Below are 18145 nucleotides of genomic sequence, written 5' to 3' on the forward strand. Positions count from 1 at the left end.
TTCTTAACTTCCATTCTGCCCGGGAATTATGGGACTTTGAACTCAATTCCTGTTGCACTTAGTTTGACAATTCACTTTCAGCGTTTGACCAGCGCCCGGGCCAGCCGGGCAAGATACCACAGCGGCAAAAGGCCCAAGGCCCAGAACAGCAGGCGTTTTCCCCATCCGATGTCCATGGCCGCGCCGCACCAGAGCAGCAAAACGCCGGTGCCGCCCAGCAGCAAAAGCAGAAATGCCCCCAGAAGAACGCGCACCGCCCGGGGCACCTTGCGCGAGGTGACCCCCGCCGCCGACCCCTCCACCAGAAGGGAAAGAATGATTTCCACCAGCACTTCCATGGCGACCCCTCCCGACACATTTTCTACAGTTTAACAGGGCTGTATACTTTTTTCAACCGCGACGTGGATTTTTGCCCGGCGCCGTGTTATGATGGAAACGTTCCTGTTTGGGACCCTTTGACAAAACCGGCGGAGGTTGGTATGAGCTCTGTGCAAAACAAATTCTGGCGCTACGTACTTCCCAGCATGGCGTCTCAGATGCTGACTGGATTTTTTATTATTGTGGATGGATTTTTCATCGGCCAGCGCATGGGCGACACCGGCCTGGCCGCCATCAATCTGCTGTGGCCCATCGCGGCGGTGATCCAGGCTTCCGGGCTGGGGCTCGGTTCGGGCGGAAGCGTGCTGCTGGCCTCGGCCCTGGGCGCAAAAGACGAGGCCCGTGCTCTGCGCGCCCGCGGCAACGCACTGCTGTGTCTGGGCATTGCCAGTCTGGTTTTGACGGTGGTTCTCTGGTTTACCTATCCGGCGCTGCTGGTCTGGCTGGGTGCCCGGGACCAGCTGTACGCCCCTGCCGAAGAATATGTGCAGGTCGTGGTTTTATGCTGCGCCGCACAGGTGTTCAACAGCGGCCTGAACCCGCTTTTGCGGGGTGCGGGCCGCACGATCAGCGCCATGGCCGGTATGGTGATGGGGCTGCTGTGCAATATTTTTCTGGACTGGCTGTTCATCATGCCGCTGGACATGGGCATGCGCGGCGCGGCCATGGCCACGGTGCTGGCCCAGTTCCTCAGCGCCATATTTCAGCTGGTTTGCCTGGTCTTTCAAAAGCAGCACCCCATGCGTGCCGCACAGTTTGTACCCAGCCTGCCGCTGCTGCGCCGGCTGGTGGTAACGGGGCTTTCCCCCTTCGGGCTGTCGCTGTCCGCCAGCATTCTGATTTTGTTCAACAACTGGCAGTGCCTGCGGTGGGGCGGGCAGAGCGCCGTAGCCACCTATGCCATTCTCAGCTATCTGCTGGGCAGCCTTCAGCCCCTGCTCACCGGCATCGGCGAGGGCATGCAGCCGCTGTGCAGCTATTGCCGCGGCGCGGGCGATGAAGCGGGCCTGCACCGGCTTCTGGTGCGTGGTCTGCGTCTGATTTTGCTGTTCAGCACCGCGCTGTGCGCCGGTTCGATTGTTCTGCGGGGGCAGATCCCCGCGCTGTTCGGCGCTTCGGCCGCCACGGCCGCCGGGTCTGAATTCGCCATTGTGTGTGCAGCGCTGTCCCTGCCTTTGTGGGGCGTGGTCCGCCTGTTTTCCTCTTATTTTTACGCCACCCACCAGACGCGGCGCAGCCTGATCTTTATTTTTGGCGACCCACTGGTGGTCAGCCCCCTGTGCCTGTATGTTCTGCCGCTGTTTGCACAGCTGAACGGCGTGTGGCTGGCCGCGCCCGCCGCGCAGGCCATCCTCGTTCTTCTGCTGGGCTGGATGCTTTGGAGAAACCGAACGTTTGCAAACTGAAAAAGCGCACCCCGAATGGTAGCACCAGATAAGAAAACATTGAAGAAGTCAGTAAAATCAATGTTTTTCATGGTGCAAACACGGTGCGAAGTCGAAACAATCAAATACTGACAGGCTCAAAGGGCGTTGATATGCAAATATCAGCGCCCTTTTCCTGTTTTCACGCCATAGGCAACCGTCCCATGGCGTTTTTTCATACCCGCACCTGTCCCTGTCTCAAAACTGTATCACTTAGGGTGCGAAAGCCTCTGCTTTTCCCTCTCAGACTGCTGCAAGCAGGCGGGCGTGGATGTTTTCCTATGGAACACATCCGAGAGGCAAAACGGAGGCTTTTTTCATCGAAATCAACACTTTTATCTTCACAGGAAGGAGGTATCGAAGATGGCAGTTTTCCGTATTGAAAAGACCCGTGATTACACGGTCATGTCAAACCATCATCTGCGGGATATGTCCCTGTCGCTGAAAGCAAAGGGGCTTCTTTCCCTCATGTTGTCCCTGCCGGAGAACTGGGACTACACCATGAAGGGGCTTTCCCGTATCTGCAAGGACGGTATCGACAGTATCAGTGGCGGCATCCGGGAGCTGGAGGAACACGGCTATCTGATCCGTGAGCGCGTCAGAGGCGCAAACGGTCAGCTCGGCTCGATTGAGTACACCATTTTGGAGCAGCCTAAAGAGCCAACGCCTGCACAGGAAAAACCTATACGGGAAAATCCCGTACAGGCAAACCCAACATTGGTCACGCCTGTTCAGGAAGAACCCGCCCAATTAAATAAAGATAGATCAAGTAACGAACCATCAAGAACTGATTTATCAAGTACGGAGATATCAAATCCTATCCAATCAAATCCCCCTACCCCCGCAGGGGCAAGGATGGGAATGGATCGGATGGGAGCCAGAGAAAGCTATCGGGAACTGATTTTGGAGAATATCGAGTACGACTTCTGGAAGAACAGCGACCGCGTTGACCATGAGATGCTGGACGAGATCACGGAACTGATCGTGGATACCGTATGTTCTGCCCGCAAAGTCATCCGCATTGCCGGAGATGATTATCCGGCGGAGGTGGTAAAGTCCCGGTTTATGAAGCTGGACAGTTCCCATGTGCAGTATGTCATGGACTGCATGAAGGACAACACCACCTATGTCCGCAATATCAAGAAATACCTTCTGGCGGCGCTGTATAACGCTCCGACCACCATCAACAGCTACTATTCTTCCCTGGTGCAGCACGATATGTACGGGGACGGGCAAAGGGGGCGAGGCTAAATGCAGGAGGAAGTAACGCGGGGCGCCGTGACACTCATTGTTGACGGAGCCAAGCTAAGTGAGCAGGTCTTTGAAAAGGCCGTCAAAAAGTTCCTGGAGGAAATCCAGAAAAGCCAGAAGCCAAAAATCTACCGCGGCAGGCAGAGCCTTAAACAGCTTGCCAGCCAGAACGCCGGTCTTGCCAATATCGAGATCAGCGACAAGAATATCAAGGCTTTCTCCCGTGTGGCGAAGAAATACCATGTGGATTTTGCATTGAAGAAGGACACCGCCGCAGCGCAGCCCCGTTACCTGGTCTTTTTCAAAAGCCGGGACGCGGATGCCATCACAGCGGCATTTCAGGAGTTTGCCAGCCGCAAAATGAGTCGGGAGGAAAAGCCCTCCATCCGGGATCGACTGACCCAGGCGAAGGAACAGGCGGCAGAGAAAACGGAACACCGTACCATTGACCGGGAGAAAGTAAAGGTCAAAGATCGGAGCGTGCAGAGATGAACGTGAAAAAACTGTTTTTGCTGAACCTTCCATATCTTCTGGTTGTGTATCCCTTCGATAAGCTGGCACAGGCTTTCCGGCTTGCACCCGGTTCTGACCTCTCTGGCAAGCTACTTTCCATCGGGGACGGCTTAACGGCAGCCCTTTCCTCCCCGTGGCTCAGTTTCCAGCCAACGGACCTTCTGATCGGTATAGCCGGTGCGGTGATCCTTCGCATGGCGGTCTACCTGAAAGGCAAGAACGCAAAGAAATACCGCCACGGAATCGAGTATGGTTCTGCCCGCTGGGGTACGGCGGCGGATATTGCTCCCTACATGGACAAGGACTTTTTCCAAAACATCCCCATGACGCAGACGGAACGGATCACAATGGCGAGCCGTCCAAAGCAGCCGAAGTATGCCAGAAATAAAAACATTCTGGTGATCGGCGGTTCCGGCAGCGGCAAGACGCGGTTCTTCTGTAAGCCATCTCTGCTGCAAGCCCATTCGTCCTATGTCTGCACCGATCCGAAAGGAACCCTGCTGCCGGAGATCGGCACTTTCCTGGAACGGAAGAAATACCGTATCAAGTGCCTCAACCTGATAAACTTCCGAAAATCCATGAGATACAACCCACTGGCCTACATTCGGTCAGAGAAGGATATCTTAAAGCTGGTGAACGCCCTGATTATGAACACGAAGGGCGAAGGCGAAAAATCTTCGGAAGATTTCTGGGTCAAAGCGGAACGCCTCTATTATTCCGCGCTGATCGGCTACATCTGGTACGAGGCCACGGAGGAAGAAAAGAACTTCATCACGCTTCTGGACCTTATCAATGCCAGTGAAGCCAGAGAGGATGACGAAACCTATCAAAGCCCGGTGGACCTGCTTTTTTCTCAGTTGGAGGAACGGGAGCCGGACCACTTCGCCGTCAAGCAGTACCGCAAATTCAAGATGGCGGCGGGTGTTGTATGCTCTAAAAGACTTCTTAATCAAGCGGTTGGGAAGTCTCTTAGAACACACAACCTAAAACCGAAGAAAGGAGCGCAAGTTATGAGAAAAAACGAGAAAATCACAGCTCTGTACGAACGACTGAGCCGTGATGACTTTGGCAAAGATGATGACCAGCAGCGTGAGAGCAATTCCATTTCCAATCAAAAGGCTATGTTGGAGGAGTTCGCCGCACGGCAGGGGTTTACGAACATTGTCCATTTCACGGACGATGGCATTAGTGGTACTTGCTTTGACCGTCCCGGATTTCTGGCAATGATGAAAGAGGTTGAAGCCGGGAATGTGGAGTATCTGTGTATCAAGGACATGAGCCGCATGGGTCGTGACTATCTGAAAGTCGGTCAGATTATGGAAATCCTGCGTCAGCGTGGCGTTCGCCTTATCGCCATCAATGACGGCGTGGACAGTGCCAGAGGGGACGATGATTTTACCCCTTTCCGCAACATTATGAACGAGTATTATGCCAGAGACACCAGCCGTAAAATCCGTTCCACTTTCCAGTCAAAAGGCAAGTCCGGCAAGCACCTCACAGGCACGGTCATTTACGGCTATCTCTGGAACGAAGCCAGAGACCAATGGTTGGTTGACCCCGAAGCCGCTGATGTGGTCAAGCGCATCTTTGCCATGACGATTGAGGGCTACGGTCCGTATCAGATCGCCAGCAAGCTGAAAGAAGAAAAAGTCCTCATTCCGTCCGCTTACCTTGCCCAGCACGGCGAGGGCGTGAACAAGAATAAGACTTTCAAAGATGTGTACGGCTGGGGTTCTTCCACCATCTGCAACATTCTTGAAAAGCGTGAGTATCTGGGACACACCATCAATTTCAAGACCCGAAAGCACTTCAAGGACAAGAAAAGCCATTATGTCCCGGAGGACGAATGGACAATTTTCGAGAATACCCATGAGCCTATCATTGACCAGCAGACCTTTGACCTTGTGCAGAAAATCCGTGGAAATGTCAGACGCTACCCGGACGGCTGGGGCGAAGCAGCTCCCCTCACGGGCTTGCTCTATTGTGCCGATTGCGGCGGCAAGATGTATGTCCACCGCACCAACAACGGCAAGCGCATTTCTCAATATACCTGTTCCCAATACAGCAAAGTCCCAGTTGGAAAGCTCTGCAAGACCCAGCACCGTATCAATGAAGATGTGGTACTGTCCCTTGTCTCTGAAATGCTGAAAGCCATTGCCGAGTATGCCAAGCATGACCGAGCCGAGTTTGTCCGTGTGGTGCAGGAAGCGCAGTCCAGCCAGCAGACAGCAGAGGTCAGGAAACAGCGTACACGCCTTGCCACAGCAAAGCAGAGAGTTTCCGAGCTGGAAGTCCTGCTCTGCAAAATCTATGAGGACAACATTTTAGGCAAGCTGTCCGATAGCAGATACGCCACTCTGGACGCTCAATACGAAAAGGAACAGTCCGAGCTTACCGCTGAAATCTCTGTTCTGGAAAAGGCTGTCAAGAGCTATGAGAAGCACGAAAAGGACGCTGATCGTTTTATCGCTCTGATTGACAAGTACGAGAACTTCGACAAGCTGACCATTGCCATGCTCAACGAGTTTATCGAGAAAATCCTTGTGCATGAGCGTGACCGCAAAGGCAGTATACAGACCACACAGGAGGTCGAGATTTACTTCAATTTTGTCGGTCGATTTGTTCCCCCGGCGTTTGGTGAAGTGGAGCTTACCCCGGAGGAATTAGAGGAAATCCGCAAGCGTGAGGAACGCAAGGACAGGCTTCATCAGAACTACTTGAAGCGGAAAGCCAGCGGAGCGCAGAAGCGATACGAGGACAAAATCAAGGGGAGAAAAAAAGCAGAAATCGAAGCCAAGAAAGCCGCCATTCGTGCGGAGGACATTGCAAAGGGCGTGTTCGTCCCTGTCAGCAGTTTACCGCAAAGAGAGCCGATGAAAGGAGTACAAACAGCATGAATATCACTTACACACAGAACGGCGATTATCTTATCCCAAACATCATTATCCGCAAGACCAAGCCCCTCGGACACTACGGCAGACTTCGCAAGGCGTATCTGGAAATGCACCGCCCGATACTGTTCAATGAGCTGGTGCTATCCGACAAGCTCTTTGAGCATTGCGCCGAGATTGACGAAGCGGCACGAAACCGCATGGAGCTGATCGTGCGGTCACTGGCAGAGCAAAACGGCGTGACCGAGCAACTGAAAGCCGAAAACCAAATGGAATGGGTGCGGCAGATGAACGCTTGCAAGGCACAGGCAGAGGAAGTTGTGAAAGCGGAATTGATTTATGATTGAGCGAGGAAGTCTGGGCAGAAAACTGTCCGGACTTTTCTCATATATTCCAAAGTTGCGGTAGAGTTGTTCACGAGTTTTATGGTATAATTTATGCGAATAAAGAAAACGGAAAATTAGAATCTAACAAGAGAATGTGGTTGTATGAAAAAATCCATATTAGTATTTTGGGCAATCGTGTGTCTGTTACCTATTCAAAGGAGGTTTAAGAATTTTAAATGAAACATATAAGAAATATATTGCTGTTGATTACGATTATTTTTGCTTTTGTTATGCAAGCTGAAGTATATCAAAATATGCTCTGGAACTTTAATGGTGCTTATTATTTATCGTCCAGATACACAACTACTAATGACGATATGGATTCATTTTTAGCCAATGCAGAAGATACAGCTGAGAAGCATGGTGTTCATATTTTTTCGACTTTTAATCAGAGAGTTTCTAATTATCAGACAAGACTTTATATTTATGGTGATGATACCGTTGTTCGGGATAGTCTTAAAAGCACAATGGATATTGAGGAAAAAACATATACGGCTTTGATAGGCGGAATCACCGTAATAGAATTTGAAGATTTTAGAGAAGCAAAAAACACAGGCAATGGACAGGAAATAATGGTCAGCTATATCGGTGACGATGATGACATTATTGCCACATATCAAGATTTGGCAAAAGAATATTCTATATCGCAGCCAGAGTTTTGGCAATCAACCGAAACTGATATGATGTTCATTGTTTGGGGCCTGGTTGCCATATTGATGATTGTACTTAATATGATTGAGGTGATACGCAGACAAAAGGAAGTAGTTGTACGAGCTTCTCTGGGCGAAAATGCTGCTGTGATTGCTCTAAAAGCTGTAGTGGCTGATATGATTTCATATGCTGCATTATTCGTCTTAGCAAAGTTGCTTGTTTCTCAATTTATATCGGGAGCGTATGAAGATCATCTCATTTTGGCAGTGTATTGTGCCGGAGCAGTTCTTTCCGTAATTCCTTATGCTGCTTTTGTCCGCTTTGATGTAAAAAAAGCCTTTGCCAATGCTTCAGATAAAAAAGGTATGTTTTATCTTCTGAACGGTCTTAAAGTATTTGCTACTGCTATGACGATTTTTACAATAACTACAAATCTCAGTAGCATTCAAGGTAATTTACTTACAAACACTACTCTTTTAGAAAATCATTATAATGATTACTATTTTGGAGTTATGCAGATTGAACCTCCTTTTGAAGAAAATGAGGAGGAATCCAAAGAGAGCGAATTTTGGAATGACCTTTACGAAAATGAATACAACACTATAAATCCGGTGGTCTGCATAGGCAGCCGGATAAGCGATACGGATAATTATATTTTTGTAAATCATAATGCCAGAGATATGCTGCAAGGGTTTTCTGATATGCTTACTGAAGATGATGAAAAAGAGGATATCGTGGTCTTCGTGCCAAAGGGAAAAAATGCGGAATCATACAAAGATATCGCAAAAGAGGAAATTGACTCTCTTACCCAAAATGCAGAAGAACTGCGTGTTGTTTATAAAGAATATTCTGGCAGAGAGCAATTTTATTATCTCAATTCGAACAGAGAAGAGGCTATTGACGGATTGTCAAGAGCAACAAATCCGATTGTTATTTATCAGGCAAATGAGGCTGTTGCTTTGAATGGAAGTTATATCGAAACAGGAACATATAATGGTGAGGTGATCTACGGATGCGATGAAAGCACAATTCGTAATGCTGCGAAAAAATATGCAGAACAGCTTGGTCCACACTATTTTATGCTGACGAATGTCGGGGAGGATTATACTTATAGTCATAGTTTCCTCGTGAAACTGATTGGCTTTATAAGCTCTCTTTGCGTATTAGTATTGCTGTTAGATATCGCTATCATCATATCTGAAGTGAAAATGGAATTTAGACTTAATGCGATGGAAATCTCCCTCAAAAAGGTTTTGGGCTATCGCTTTTATGAAAGGCACAAAAGATTTATTTCCGTTAATCTCTTAGAAAATATAGCCGTTGTGATATTGATTTGCATTGTTTCGCTTTTTATATCTAACGCAAGTGTCGGGATTGCTTTACTGGTTGGAGCATTGCTCACCATTATTGAAATGGCAATCATTTTCACAAATGTTATGTGGGTTGAAAAAACAAATATCTCAAAGTCCTTGAAAGGTGGATGTTTATGATTATAATTCGTGGCTTAAATAAAGCATTTGGAGAGAAAATAATTTTCTCCAACTTTAATTTGGAAATTCCGGATGGAAGTTTTGTAGTAATCAGCGGGGATAGCGGCAGTGGAAAAAGCACTTTGCTCAATATGATTGGTGGTATCGAAAAGCCGGATAGCGGCAGTATCATAATCGAAGGGCTGAATATTACCCGGCTTAAAAATAAAAACAGTTTTTTTGCGGATACAGTGGGGTTTCTTTTTCAGAATTTTGCACTGCTTGAAAATAAGACAGTTAAAGAAAATTTAAGTTTGATTAAAAAATCAAGCCGAACTAAAGTATCACTTAAAGAAGCTCTTAATCGTGTGGGGTTATCAAAGGAAGTTAACAAAAAAGTTTATCAGCTTTCCGGTGGTGAACAACAGAGAGTTGCTTTAGCTCGTCTTATGATGAAAAAATGTTCTGTTGTTTTGGCAGATGAACCTACTGGCTCACTTGACAAGAAAAATAGAGATATTGTTATGAGGTTATTGCACGAACTCAATGAAGAAGGTAAAACGGTTATCATTGTTACCCACGATCAGGGTATTATTGAAGATGAACCTTATGTTGTGAAAATCTGAGAGTACCTCTTAGAAATGTCTTGATCTACATTTTATGTAATTTGGGTCAGAAGAAAATCCCTTTAGGAACTAAAGGGCGCACTTCTATACTCTCCTATCGGGAGTATCGTGCGTCCTGCGGAGCTTCATTCTCCGTCAGCAGAAGAAAACTGCTTGACCGAGAATGTTGCGTCACTTCGTTCCGTCAAGGTGGCTACACCCCCTTGCGCCGCTAAAGCGGCTATCCCTTGTGGACTTGCCGTCCGCAAACAGCATAAAATGCTGTTCGCCGCCAGCAAGTTTGAAAAACTGAATACCGAAAAACTGACCGTTGACTGGTCGCACTACGCAGACCGCCAGACCCTATAGTGGAGGGACTGTACTTTTATCTGAATGGAACAATGGCGCTTTCCATTTGTCTGCTGATGACAGTAGCATCCTTTATGCTCTTTGGTCAGCTTCAGTCAGCCGGAAATACTTCTGCACTCCTGCGGTTACTGGATGTTTCGATTGACAAAGTAAACGAAATTGACAAAACTCCCGTCATGGACGAACATGGTAAACCCGTAAAGCCTGAAAATTACAATATTGTTTTTGATGATGTTTCTTTTTCTTATGGCGAACACCAGGTTCTGGATCATGTGAGCCTGACTATACCCGAAAGAACCGTAACGGCTATCGTCGGTCCGTCCGGTGCCGGAAAAAGTACGCTTTGTAACCTGATCGCCCGGTTTTGGGATGTTGACGGAGGAAAAATTACAATCGGCGGTGTAGATGTGCGGGATTACACACTGGACAGTCTGCTTACCAATATTAGCGAAGTATTCCAAAAGGTATATCTTTTCGCTGATACCATAGAAAATAATATCAAATTCGGCAATCCAGCGGCTTCCCATGAAGAAGTTGTAAAAGCAGCTCAAAAGGCTTGCTGCCATGAGTTTATTATGAGCCTGCCAGATGGTTATGGCACCGTAATTGGAGAGGGAGGCGCTACATTGTCCGGCGGTGAAAAGCAACGGATTTCGATTGCCAGAGCAATCCTGAAAGACGCTCCTATCATCATTTTAGACGAAGCTACATCAAGCGTCGATCCAGAAAATGAAAATCTTCTGATGGGTGCTATTGCAGAACTGACAAAGAATAAAACGGTTATTATGATAGCTCATCGGCTAAAAACAGTCAGAAACGCAGATCAAATTTTCGTGTTGTCTGGTGGTCACATTGTTCAGACAGGCAAACACGAGGATTTGATAAGGCAGCCTGGTATTTATGCAGATTTCATTGGTATTCGCAAGAAAGCGATTGGATGGAAACTAAAATAGCCGTGGGAAGGAGGAGGCAATGAAACTATATGCGTCAGGCGAGGATTACTTAGAGGCCGTGTTGGTTCTTCAAAGGAAACAGGGCATGGTTCGCTCCGTTGATCTTGCCCGGCACATGGGCTTTAGCAAACCGAGCATCAGCCATGCGGTGGGCGGTTTGAAGAACGGTGGTTTTCTGATCGTGGATGACGATGGATTTCTCCATCTGACCGCCATAGGTCAGGAGGTTGCCGAGAAAATCTATGAGCGGCACCGATTTTTTATGGAGCAGCTTGTGGCCGCTGGCGTTGATCTTGAAACGGCAGAACAGGAGGCTTGCCGGATCGAACACGCCATCAGTGATACATCTTTCCGAAAGCTGAAGGAGAAAGTACAAGGAACCGATTAGCGCACATCGGTTCCGCTCTGCATAATAAGTTATCTGCCCCGTCCGGGGAAAGAAAAAAACCGTTGACTGGGGCAGATAATTTCGTGCGCTATTTTAAGGTTTAAACTCAATCGGCGGTTTTGAAGGATAATTTCAGAGCCGCCGTTTCTTTGCGTTTACACAAACCAATGACGACTTGCATGGACACGGTAGCCGATTGGAGGTTATTTTGCCGTGTCCTTTTCTCTTTTTCGCAGTATCCATGATCTGCACCAGTTAAAAAAAGCGTAGCCCCTCCGTCGGAGTCGTCCGGCTTTGGATATGAACTATACCATGTAAGCAATCTTCTTTACAAAACATTTCTGCGCCCAGCAGGTCCGTTGCGACTTGCTGGGCGCTTTTTGCTGTTTTCCGAGGACAATCCCGCCTCGAAAAAATTTTTTAAGAAATTTTCAAAAAGGAGGCTTTTAGCGGGTAGCGAGCGGCTTTGCGTTCGCCTTGTTAGCGGAAAGGGAGAAACCCACCTCATTCCCCCAGGAAAGGGGGTGAAAAGATGGATATGATCCCCCGCAATGACTATGGCGAGCGGTGCCAGTTCGATGCTTACTGCAAGCTGGTACTGTACCATGAGGCAATCGACTACCTCCGGGAAATGCAGAGGCGCCGTGACAGGGAACTGTCATTCAGCGACCTTCCGCAGATGGAGATGGACAAGCTCTGCATCGTAGATCACTACCCCAGCGACAGATTTACATTCTCGTCCCACGGGTATGACCTACATATCGAAAACGAGCTTGTGGCTGATGCCTTCGCCGGTTTGTCTGTTCAGGAGCAGAGTATTTTGATCCTGCATTTTGTTCTGGACCTGCCGGATCAGGAGGTTGGCCGCCTTGTTGGAATGTCTCGCAGCGCCGTTCAGCGGCGAAGGGCAAAATCATTGACCGAGCTGCGGATCAAGTTGGCCGCACTCATGCCGAAGGGAGGTTGAAGGTATGAAGAAACCCACTTACAAGGGCAAGGAGCTTCTTCCTCTTTCGGTGATCGACGCCGCCCGTGACGGGGACTCTCAGGCTGTGGATCAGGTACTCCGGTATTATGAGGGCTATATCAATAAGCTCTGCACCCGGACGCTTTACGATCCTGACGGTCAGCCCCATGTTCGGATGGACGAGTACATGAAGCGCCGATTGGAGATCAAGCTCATTCATTCCATTGTCAGCATGAGCTGACAAGCCCGGTCTGAAAGCGGAAACAGCTTACCCTTTCCCTGTTTCTCTCTTTCGTGAACGGAGGCAGCACCTTGACAAAGAAAGCCCGTTGGGAGGCCAACGCCGCAGTATAAGGCGAACGGATACATTCCTGTTTGTGCCGAGCCACACGGTCGGTGCGCCATGACCTCGTTTCAAGTCCGCAGGACGGGACCACTGTAACGGGCGAGCGAACAGCACCAGACCGCAAAGCAAGCGTGGCAGCTTGCGGGCGATGACACACGGGCAGGGTCAAAGATACTCGCGCATTGAACGCCCACAAAGCATTGTGCGCCGCACCCATCAGCATGGGCCGGGGTTAGACTCCCGTGGAGCTGTGCCAGCAGCCGTCCGTTTTGCCTCTTTTATTGCTTATCAACTTGCAAACAATGAAAGGGGTCAATCTATGCAAGAAGATAGAAACTTTGAAAACAAATTCGCCCCGCCAGTACGGAGCGAAAAGAAAATTGGAAATACAACCTTCACCGTCAATTCGTTCTTCCTGGAACAAACAAAAGACGGTGTGGTTTCTAAAATAGAGCGGCTTATCAAGGATGATGTCCGAAAAAAAGCTGCTGCAATTTGACCTCCATAGGCAGACAAAACCAACAAAACGCGGTAGAATGAAGATAGAACTTCATACCGTGTTTGACTGCCAGATTGGAGGTTATTATGTTTCATCAGTCAAACACCGCTGCCGCACTTCAATTCCCTTACAACGCTATGAGCGTCGAAGCTATTACCGCTTTGTACTGCCGTTTATCGCGTGACGATGAATTGCAGGGTGACAGCAACAGTATCATCAACCAAAAGAAAATTTTACAGAAGTACGCTCTTGAACACGGGTACACCAACTTCCGCTTTTACATTGACGACGGCATTTCAGGAACAACCTTCAATCGACCTGGTTTCCAGGAGATGATCGCCGATGTGGAGGCAGGGATCGTCAAACGGGTCATCATCAAAGATTATTGTGCGATAATAGGACTAAATCAGAAAGACCTTGAAACCCAAGGCATTCTGGCTTAGTCCCTTCTTTTTTTGACCGAAAACAAAGGACTTTCACAATAATCAAGCAAGCCGGAGGGTGCTGCTGCACACTTCCGGCAGAAGGAGGATATAGTGGGTGCTATCAAAGTCTTCTTGAAGGAGGTTGTGCTTCCGATCACGCTTGCGTTCTGCCTCGCGTCATTTCTCAAGCCGATCTATATGCCTGACGGCGTATGCGACTACTTCCTTATGTGGATCTGCGTTGGATTACCGTTCGGCATCCGGAGGATGTGCCTCTGGCTCATTCCCAGCGGTTATGGTATCTCCGGCTCAGTCGGCATCTTCGCATTGAACTTAATCATAGGCGGTCTCATCGGAGGACTTGCCTTCTTCATCGGGCTGCTGCTCGGTGTCATTCATACCATCCGAGAAATCATCTGAACTACATCGTAAACGAAGAGGGTTTGTTTCTTCTCCAATTTGGAGTAAGAAGCAAACCCTCTTTTTTTGTTGCCCAAAAGCCGGAATATCTGCTGGCGATGCGGCGAAAGAAAGGAGTTTTTAAGCATGAAACGCATGACAGCCGGTGATCTGCAAGCACTGGAATTGCTGATGCAGACCACACCCGGCTTTGAGCATTTTGACAGCGGCGCAGATGGCATTCTCCCTGAGTGCCGAAGCTGCCGCTTTCATCGTCCCTTCTGGAAATATCAGTCCTGCGTGTTTGTAGAGTGTCCCTACTGCTGCAAGCCCGTTTCTACTCTCAAAAATCAAAATGGCACATCTGCTGCCGGAAAGGAAGTCAGTCATGAATAACAAAATCGAAGTCTTCAAGAATGAACAGTTCGGTGAGGTGCGAACGATCCTCGAAGGGGAAACACTCCTGTTCTGCGGTTCAGATATTGCGAAAGCGCTTGGATATGCCCGACCCGGAAAGGCAATTATCGATCACTGCAAGGGTGTCCTAAAACGGGACACCCTTACAAGCGGTGGTATGCAGTCCCTTTCCTATATACCGGAGGGCGATGTTTACCGACTGATTGTTCACAGCAAACTCCCTGCTGCTGAGAAGTTTGAACACTGGCTGTTCGATGAAGTTGTCCCCACCATCCGCAAGACCGGCGGCTACATGACGGACTCCCTTCTGGAACGCATTCAGAAGGAACCGGCGGTCATCATGGAGTTCGCTCAGGCGTTGATTCGAGAAAAGAATCGCGTAAAGGCTCTTGAGGTTGAGCTGAACACTGCAAAGCCCAAAGCCGATTACTACGATGCCTTTATCAATCCGGATGACTGTACCAATATTAGAACAACGGCGAAGGAACTGAAAATCCCGGAGCGCAAGTTCGTCCAGTTCCTTCTTAGAGAAAAGTACCTATTCCGCTCTCCCTCCGGTCAGCTTCTTCCCTACAACAAGGACAGCAATGCCGGACTGTTCATCGTCCGCGATTTTGTGACGTACTGCTACACCGGTTCTCAGACCTACTTCACGCCGAAGGGCAAGGATGTCATCCGAATGAAGTTCCAGAAAAAGTGCGGCGAAGAGCTGCTTCCCAAGATGGCAAGGTGATTTTATGGCAGTTTTCAGAGTCCCCAAGATCGAGAACTTCACGATGATGAGCAATCACCATCTTCGCAACAAGAAGCTCTCCCTCAAGGCTGTTGGGCTGATGTCGAAAATCCTCAGCCTTCCGGATGAATGGGACTACTCCCTCAAGGGGCTTGCCAAGCTCAACGCGGACGGCATCGACGGCGTTCGCTCTGCTGTGCAGGAATTGGAGGATGCCGGTTATATCATCAGGCGTCAGCGTAGGGACAAAAACGGCAGAATGGCGCAAAGCGAGTATCTTGTCTTTGAAATACCGGAGTTGTCAAAACCGGCGTTGGATTCACCGTCATCGGAAAAGCCGATACCGGTAAAACCGGCAACGGATGTCCCGACATCGGGAAACCCAATGCAAATAAATACGAACCAAGTAATTACACACCAAGAAAATACTCACTTGAACAATACTCCATCTATCAATCACTCAGGCACAGGACGCAGAAATGATGGGACTGATTGGATGGATGAGCGAGAGCGATATAGAGAAATCATCGAAGAGAACATCGAATACGAGATTATGAAAGACCGCCCTGACGGAGACCGCCTCGGTGAAATTGTCGAGATCATGCTGGATGCCGTTTGCTCAACTGCTCCTACCATCCGCATCAATGGCGAAGATATGCCGCAGCAAGTGGTCAAGTCCCGCTTTCTCAAGCTGGACAGCAGCCACATCGAGTATGTTTTCCACGCTATGAAGGAATGTCCGTCCAACATTCGGAACATCAGGGCATATCTCCTGACCACACTCTATAACGCTCCGGCAACGATGGACAATTTCTACTCCGCAAAGGTCAATCATGATTTCAACGGCTGGTAAACCGCAAGCGAAACGCTGGCGGCTATTTTTATGCCTGAAAGGAGGGCTTTACATGGTCATATTCATTCATCTGCCGGGTGTGCCGCCTTAGCTGAGGCAACATCACTTTAACCATTCCAAGGAAAGGAGGTATCACTGCATTGCAGGATGAAGTCAACACCAAAGTTGTTGCAATCATGATCAAGGGCGGTAAAATCTCCGCTGAGGTGCTGAAAAAGGCTCTGGACAAGTTCGTTCAGGAAATCGAGAAGGCGCAGAAGCAGATGCAGCAACCTAAAACCTATCGCGGCAAGCAGTCCATCAAACATCTGATGAGCCAGAATGCCGCCATCTCCAACATTGAAGTGACGGACGGTAACATCAAGTCCTTTGAGCGGACTGCCAGCAAATACGGTCTGGACTTTGCGCTCAAGAAGGACGTTTCCGTTGAGCCGCCCAGCTATCTTGTCTTCTTCAAGGGACGGGACGTTGATGTTATGACCGCCGCCTTCAAGGAGTTCTCTGCCAAGACTGTCAAGCAGAAGGAACAGCCGTCCATCCGGCACAAGCTGGATCAGGAGAAAGCTCAGAGCAAGGCGCAGCACAAGGAGAAGGTCAAGGTCAAAGCCAAGGATCGGGGTGTGGAGCTGTGAACAAACCCGACGTGAAGAAGCTCATTCTTCTGAACCTTCCGTATGTCTTCGCCTTCTACTTTGCGGATAAGATTGCCGCCGTGTTTCGTCTTGCCCCCGGCACGGCGTTCATCGACAAACTGACAAACGGCTTTGCCGTGTTTGGCACTGCCTTCGCAAATCCGTTGCCCAGCTTCCATCCCGTCGATCTGCTCGTTGGTCTGTCGGCTGGCGTGTTGCTCAAGCTGGCGGTCTACGTCAAGGGCAAAAACCGCAAGAAGTTCCGGCAGGGCGAAGAATACGGATCTGCACGATGGAGTGCATAATTTTAAGTGTAAATGACACATACATGGACGCACAGGAGGTTATGCACATGACTGATTATAGCAAAATTACAGCCCTTTACTCCCGCCTTTCCGTGGGCGACGAGGACAGGGACGGCGGCGAGAGCAACAGCATACAGAACCAAAAAATATTTTTGGAGAACTATGCCAGAGGGCAGCACCTGACCAATATCCGGCACTACATCGACGACGACGAAAGCGGCAGGTTTTTTGACCGTTCCGCCTACTCCCGCATGATGGACGATGTGGAAAACGGGAAAATCGGTGTCTGCATTATGAAAGACCTTACCCGCTGGGGGCGTGACTATCTCCAAGTCGGCAACGCGATGGAGATATTCAGACGGAACAATGTGCGCTTTATCGCGGTCAACAACGGCATTGACAGCGAGAAGCCCGACACATTGGAGTTTGCGCCCTTTATCAATATCATGTCGGAGTGGTATGCAAAGGACATCAGCAAGAAAGTGAAAACGGGCATTAAGACCAAAGGCATGAGTGGAAAGCCGATTGTCACCGAAGCCCCTTACGGCTATATCAAAGACCCGGACAACAAGGATTTTTGGATAATCGACGAAGAAGCCGCCGAGGTTGTCCGTTTGATTTTCCGTCTGTTTATCGGCGGGAAAAACCGCAACCAAATCGCCGTGCATCTGAAAAACGAGCAAATCCCTACCCCCACTTTCTATATGAAAGACCGAGGGCGGGGAACCTGTAAAAATAAGACGCTCAACGAGGATAACCGCTGCAAGTGGAACAAAGTCACCTTGACCAATATCCTCACACGGCAGGAGTATTGCGGAGATGTAGTCAACTTCAAGACTACAAAGCATTTCCGGGATAAACATAACCACTATGTAGACCGGAGCCAGTGGCACATCACAGAAAATGTGCATGAGCCGATTATCAGCCGCAGCGATTTTGAAACCGTACAGCGGATTTTGGAAAACGCACCCGTCAGACGCCCCAACGGAGACGGGGAAATCCACCCTCTGTCCGGCTTGCTTTTCTGTAAAGACTGCGGCGCAAAAATGCACATTCGTATAGATTACCGGAACGGCGGCAAGCGGCACGTTGCTTTTTGCAGTGAGTACCACAAGGGAAAAGCCAAGAACCCCAAATGCCATTCCCCGCACATCATGGACGCGGACTTGCTCATGCAGACCATCGCGGAAGTGCTGAAGAAAATCGAGGACTATTCTATCAGCAACCGGGCGGAGTTTGAAGCCTTAGTGAAAAAGAACCTTGCCATGCAGCAGACCGACCAGACCAAGAA

Annotated in this window: 20 protein-coding genes and 2 pseudogenes; 21 read left to right on the forward strand and 1 reads right to left on the reverse strand. The window is 49.0% G+C overall.

Going from position 1 to position 18145, the window contains the following annotated elements:
- Window positions 1-77 precede the first annotated feature (77 nt).
- Window positions 78-338 (reverse strand): hypothetical protein, encoded by a 261-nt coding sequence (locus WMO24_RS13450; RefSeq protein WP_349216880.1) that lies wholly within the window; start codon window positions 336-338, stop codon window positions 78-80.
- 141 nt (window positions 339-479) lie between these two features.
- Here WMO24_RS13450 and WMO24_RS13455 point away from each other — a divergent pair, with 141 nt between their 5' ends.
- The 21 genes and pseudogenes from WMO24_RS13455 to WMO24_RS13560 form a co-directional block, all read left to right on the forward strand.
- The gene (locus WMO24_RS13455; protein WP_349216881.1) at window positions 480-1784 is read left to right on the forward strand and encodes an MATE family efflux transporter; all 1305 of its coding nucleotides are present in this window, start codon (window positions 480-482) and stop codon (window positions 1782-1784) included.
- 381 nt (window positions 1785-2165) lie between these two features.
- Window positions 2166-3053, forward strand: coding sequence for a DUF6017 domain-containing protein (locus tag WMO24_RS13460; RefSeq protein ID WP_349167024.1), 888 nt, complete (start codon window positions 2166-2168; stop codon window positions 3051-3053).
- Window positions 3054-3545, forward strand: coding sequence for a PcfB family protein (locus WMO24_RS13465; protein WP_349167023.1), 492 nt, complete (start codon window positions 3054-3056; stop codon window positions 3543-3545).
- A complete protein-coding gene (locus tag WMO24_RS15810) occupies window positions 3542-6463 on the forward strand; it encodes a DUF4368 domain-containing protein (protein WP_353963954.1) in 2922 nt (973 codons plus the stop codon). The genes WMO24_RS13465 and WMO24_RS15810 overlap by 4 nt, the downstream gene beginning before the upstream one ends.
- The gene (locus tag WMO24_RS13480; protein ID WP_349216882.1) at window positions 6460-6804 is read left to right on the forward strand and encodes a TnpV protein; all 345 of its coding nucleotides are present in this window, start codon (window positions 6460-6462) and stop codon (window positions 6802-6804) included. Before WMO24_RS15810 ends, WMO24_RS13480 begins: the two co-directional genes overlap by 4 nt.
- Window positions 6805-7019: 215 nt before the next feature.
- On the forward strand, window positions 7020-8984 hold the full coding sequence (locus tag WMO24_RS13485) for a DUF1430 domain-containing protein (protein ID WP_002593327.1): 1965 nt from the start codon (window positions 7020-7022) through the stop codon (window positions 8982-8984).
- Window positions 8981-9589, forward strand: a complete 609-nt coding sequence (locus tag WMO24_RS13490; protein ID WP_002593328.1) for an ATP-binding cassette domain-containing protein — start codon at window positions 8981-8983, stop codon at window positions 9587-9589. The genes WMO24_RS13485 and WMO24_RS13490 overlap by 4 nt, the downstream gene beginning before the upstream one ends.
- A gap of 153 nt (window positions 9590-9742) precedes the next feature.
- Window positions 9743-9937, forward strand: coding sequence for a hypothetical protein (locus tag WMO24_RS13495; RefSeq protein ID WP_349216884.1), 195 nt, complete (start codon window positions 9743-9745; stop codon window positions 9935-9937).
- A pseudogene (locus tag WMO24_RS13500) lies at window positions 9934-10890 on the forward strand (ABC transporter ATP-binding protein); the annotation flags it as partial. The gene WMO24_RS13495 and the pseudogene WMO24_RS13500, both read left to right, overlap by 4 nt.
- A gap of 19 nt (window positions 10891-10909) precedes the next feature.
- A complete protein-coding gene (locus WMO24_RS13505; protein ID WP_227104891.1) occupies window positions 10910-11278 on the forward strand; it encodes a metal-dependent transcriptional regulator in 369 nt (122 codons plus the stop codon).
- Window positions 11279-11810: 532 nt separating this feature from the next.
- Window positions 11811-12245, forward strand: coding sequence for a sigma-70 family RNA polymerase sigma factor (locus WMO24_RS13510; protein ID WP_155202282.1), 435 nt, complete (start codon window positions 11811-11813; stop codon window positions 12243-12245).
- A 4-nt stretch (window positions 12246-12249) separates the two neighbouring features.
- Window positions 12250-12486 carry a helix-turn-helix domain-containing protein gene (locus WMO24_RS13515; RefSeq protein ID WP_349167005.1) on the forward strand — a complete coding sequence of 79 codons (237 nt, stop codon included), beginning with the start codon at window positions 12250-12252 and terminating at the stop codon, window positions 12484-12486.
- Window positions 12487-12739: 253 nt separating this feature from the next.
- Window positions 12740-13090, forward strand: coding sequence for a transposon-encoded TnpW family protein (locus tag WMO24_RS13520; protein WP_294648398.1), 351 nt, complete (start codon window positions 12740-12742; stop codon window positions 13088-13090).
- Between the two features lie 86 nt (window positions 13091-13176).
- Window positions 13177-13533 carry a recombinase family protein gene (locus WMO24_RS13525; protein ID WP_435414077.1) on the forward strand — a complete coding sequence of 119 codons (357 nt, stop codon included), beginning with the start codon at window positions 13177-13179 and terminating at the stop codon, window positions 13531-13533.
- Window positions 13534-13626: 93 nt separating this feature from the next.
- The gene (locus WMO24_RS13530) at window positions 13627-13935 is read left to right on the forward strand and encodes a DUF6050 family protein (protein ID WP_208319490.1); all 309 of its coding nucleotides are present in this window, start codon (window positions 13627-13629) and stop codon (window positions 13933-13935) included.
- Window positions 13936-14061: 126 nt separating this feature from the next.
- The gene (locus WMO24_RS13535; protein ID WP_154240609.1) at window positions 14062-14310 is read left to right on the forward strand and encodes a hypothetical protein; all 249 of its coding nucleotides are present in this window, start codon (window positions 14062-14064) and stop codon (window positions 14308-14310) included.
- Window positions 14303-15064, forward strand: a complete 762-nt coding sequence (locus WMO24_RS13540) for a phage antirepressor KilAC domain-containing protein (RefSeq protein WP_172697120.1) — start codon at window positions 14303-14305, stop codon at window positions 15062-15064. The genes WMO24_RS13535 and WMO24_RS13540 overlap by 8 nt, the downstream gene beginning before the upstream one ends.
- A 4-nt stretch (window positions 15065-15068) precedes the next feature.
- A complete protein-coding gene (locus tag WMO24_RS13545) occupies window positions 15069-15917 on the forward strand; it encodes a DUF6017 domain-containing protein (protein ID WP_097839515.1) in 849 nt (282 codons plus the stop codon).
- 140 nt (window positions 15918-16057) lie between these two features.
- Window positions 16058-16549, forward strand: coding sequence for a PcfB family protein (locus WMO24_RS13550; RefSeq protein ID WP_349216885.1), 492 nt, complete (start codon window positions 16058-16060; stop codon window positions 16547-16549).
- A pseudogene (locus tag WMO24_RS13555) lies at window positions 16546-16845 on the forward strand (VirD4-like conjugal transfer protein, CD1115 family); the annotation flags it as partial. The gene WMO24_RS13550 and the pseudogene WMO24_RS13555, both read left to right, overlap by 4 nt.
- Window positions 16846-16877: 32 nt before the next feature.
- Window positions 16878-18145: recombinase family protein (locus WMO24_RS13560; RefSeq protein ID WP_349216887.1), on the forward strand; the 1268-nt coding region annotated here is incomplete at its 3' end.

It is taken from the genome of Ruthenibacterium intestinale (assembly GCF_040096265.1).
GTDB classification, from domain to species: domain Bacteria; phylum Bacillota; class Clostridia; order Oscillospirales; family Ruminococcaceae; genus Ruthenibacterium; species Ruthenibacterium komagatae.

Coding starts and splice junctions, on each gene's coding strand:
- WMO24_RS13450 (WP_349216880.1), bottom strand. CDS start 338: ATGGAAGTGCTGGTGGAAATCATTCTTTCCCTTCTGGTGGAGGGGTCG.
- WMO24_RS13455 (WP_349216881.1), top strand. CDS start 480: ATGAGCTCTGTGCAAAACAAATTCTGGCGCTACGTACTTCCCAGCATG.
- WMO24_RS13460 (WP_349167024.1), top strand. CDS start 2,166: ATGGCAGTTTTCCGTATTGAAAAGACCCGTGATTACACGGTCATGTCA.
- WMO24_RS13465 (WP_349167023.1), top strand. CDS start 3,054: ATGCAGGAGGAAGTAACGCGGGGCGCCGTGACACTCATTGTTGACGGA.
- WMO24_RS15810 (WP_353963954.1), top strand. CDS start 3,542: ATGAACGTGAAAAAACTGTTTTTGCTGAACCTTCCATATCTTCTGGTT.
- WMO24_RS13480 (WP_349216882.1), top strand. CDS start 6,460: ATGAATATCACTTACACACAGAACGGCGATTATCTTATCCCAAACATC.
- WMO24_RS13485 (WP_002593327.1), top strand. CDS start 7,020: ATGAAACATATAAGAAATATATTGCTGTTGATTACGATTATTTTTGCT.
- WMO24_RS13490 (WP_002593328.1), top strand. CDS start 8,981: ATGATTATAATTCGTGGCTTAAATAAAGCATTTGGAGAGAAAATAATT.
- WMO24_RS13505 (WP_227104891.1), top strand. CDS start 10,910: ATGAAACTATATGCGTCAGGCGAGGATTACTTAGAGGCCGTGTTGGTT.
- WMO24_RS13510 (WP_155202282.1), top strand. CDS start 11,811: ATGGATATGATCCCCCGCAATGACTATGGCGAGCGGTGCCAGTTCGAT.
- WMO24_RS13515 (WP_349167005.1), top strand. CDS start 12,250: ATGAAGAAACCCACTTACAAGGGCAAGGAGCTTCTTCCTCTTTCGGTG.
- WMO24_RS13520 (WP_294648398.1), top strand. CDS start 12,740: ATGACACACGGGCAGGGTCAAAGATACTCGCGCATTGAACGCCCACAA.
- WMO24_RS13525 (WP_435414077.1), top strand. CDS start 13,177: ATGTTTCATCAGTCAAACACCGCTGCCGCACTTCAATTCCCTTACAAC.
- WMO24_RS13535 (WP_154240609.1), top strand. CDS start 14,062: ATGAAACGCATGACAGCCGGTGATCTGCAAGCACTGGAATTGCTGATG.
- WMO24_RS13540 (WP_172697120.1), top strand. CDS start 14,303: ATGAATAACAAAATCGAAGTCTTCAAGAATGAACAGTTCGGTGAGGTG.
- WMO24_RS13545 (WP_097839515.1), top strand. CDS start 15,069: ATGGCAGTTTTCAGAGTCCCCAAGATCGAGAACTTCACGATGATGAGC.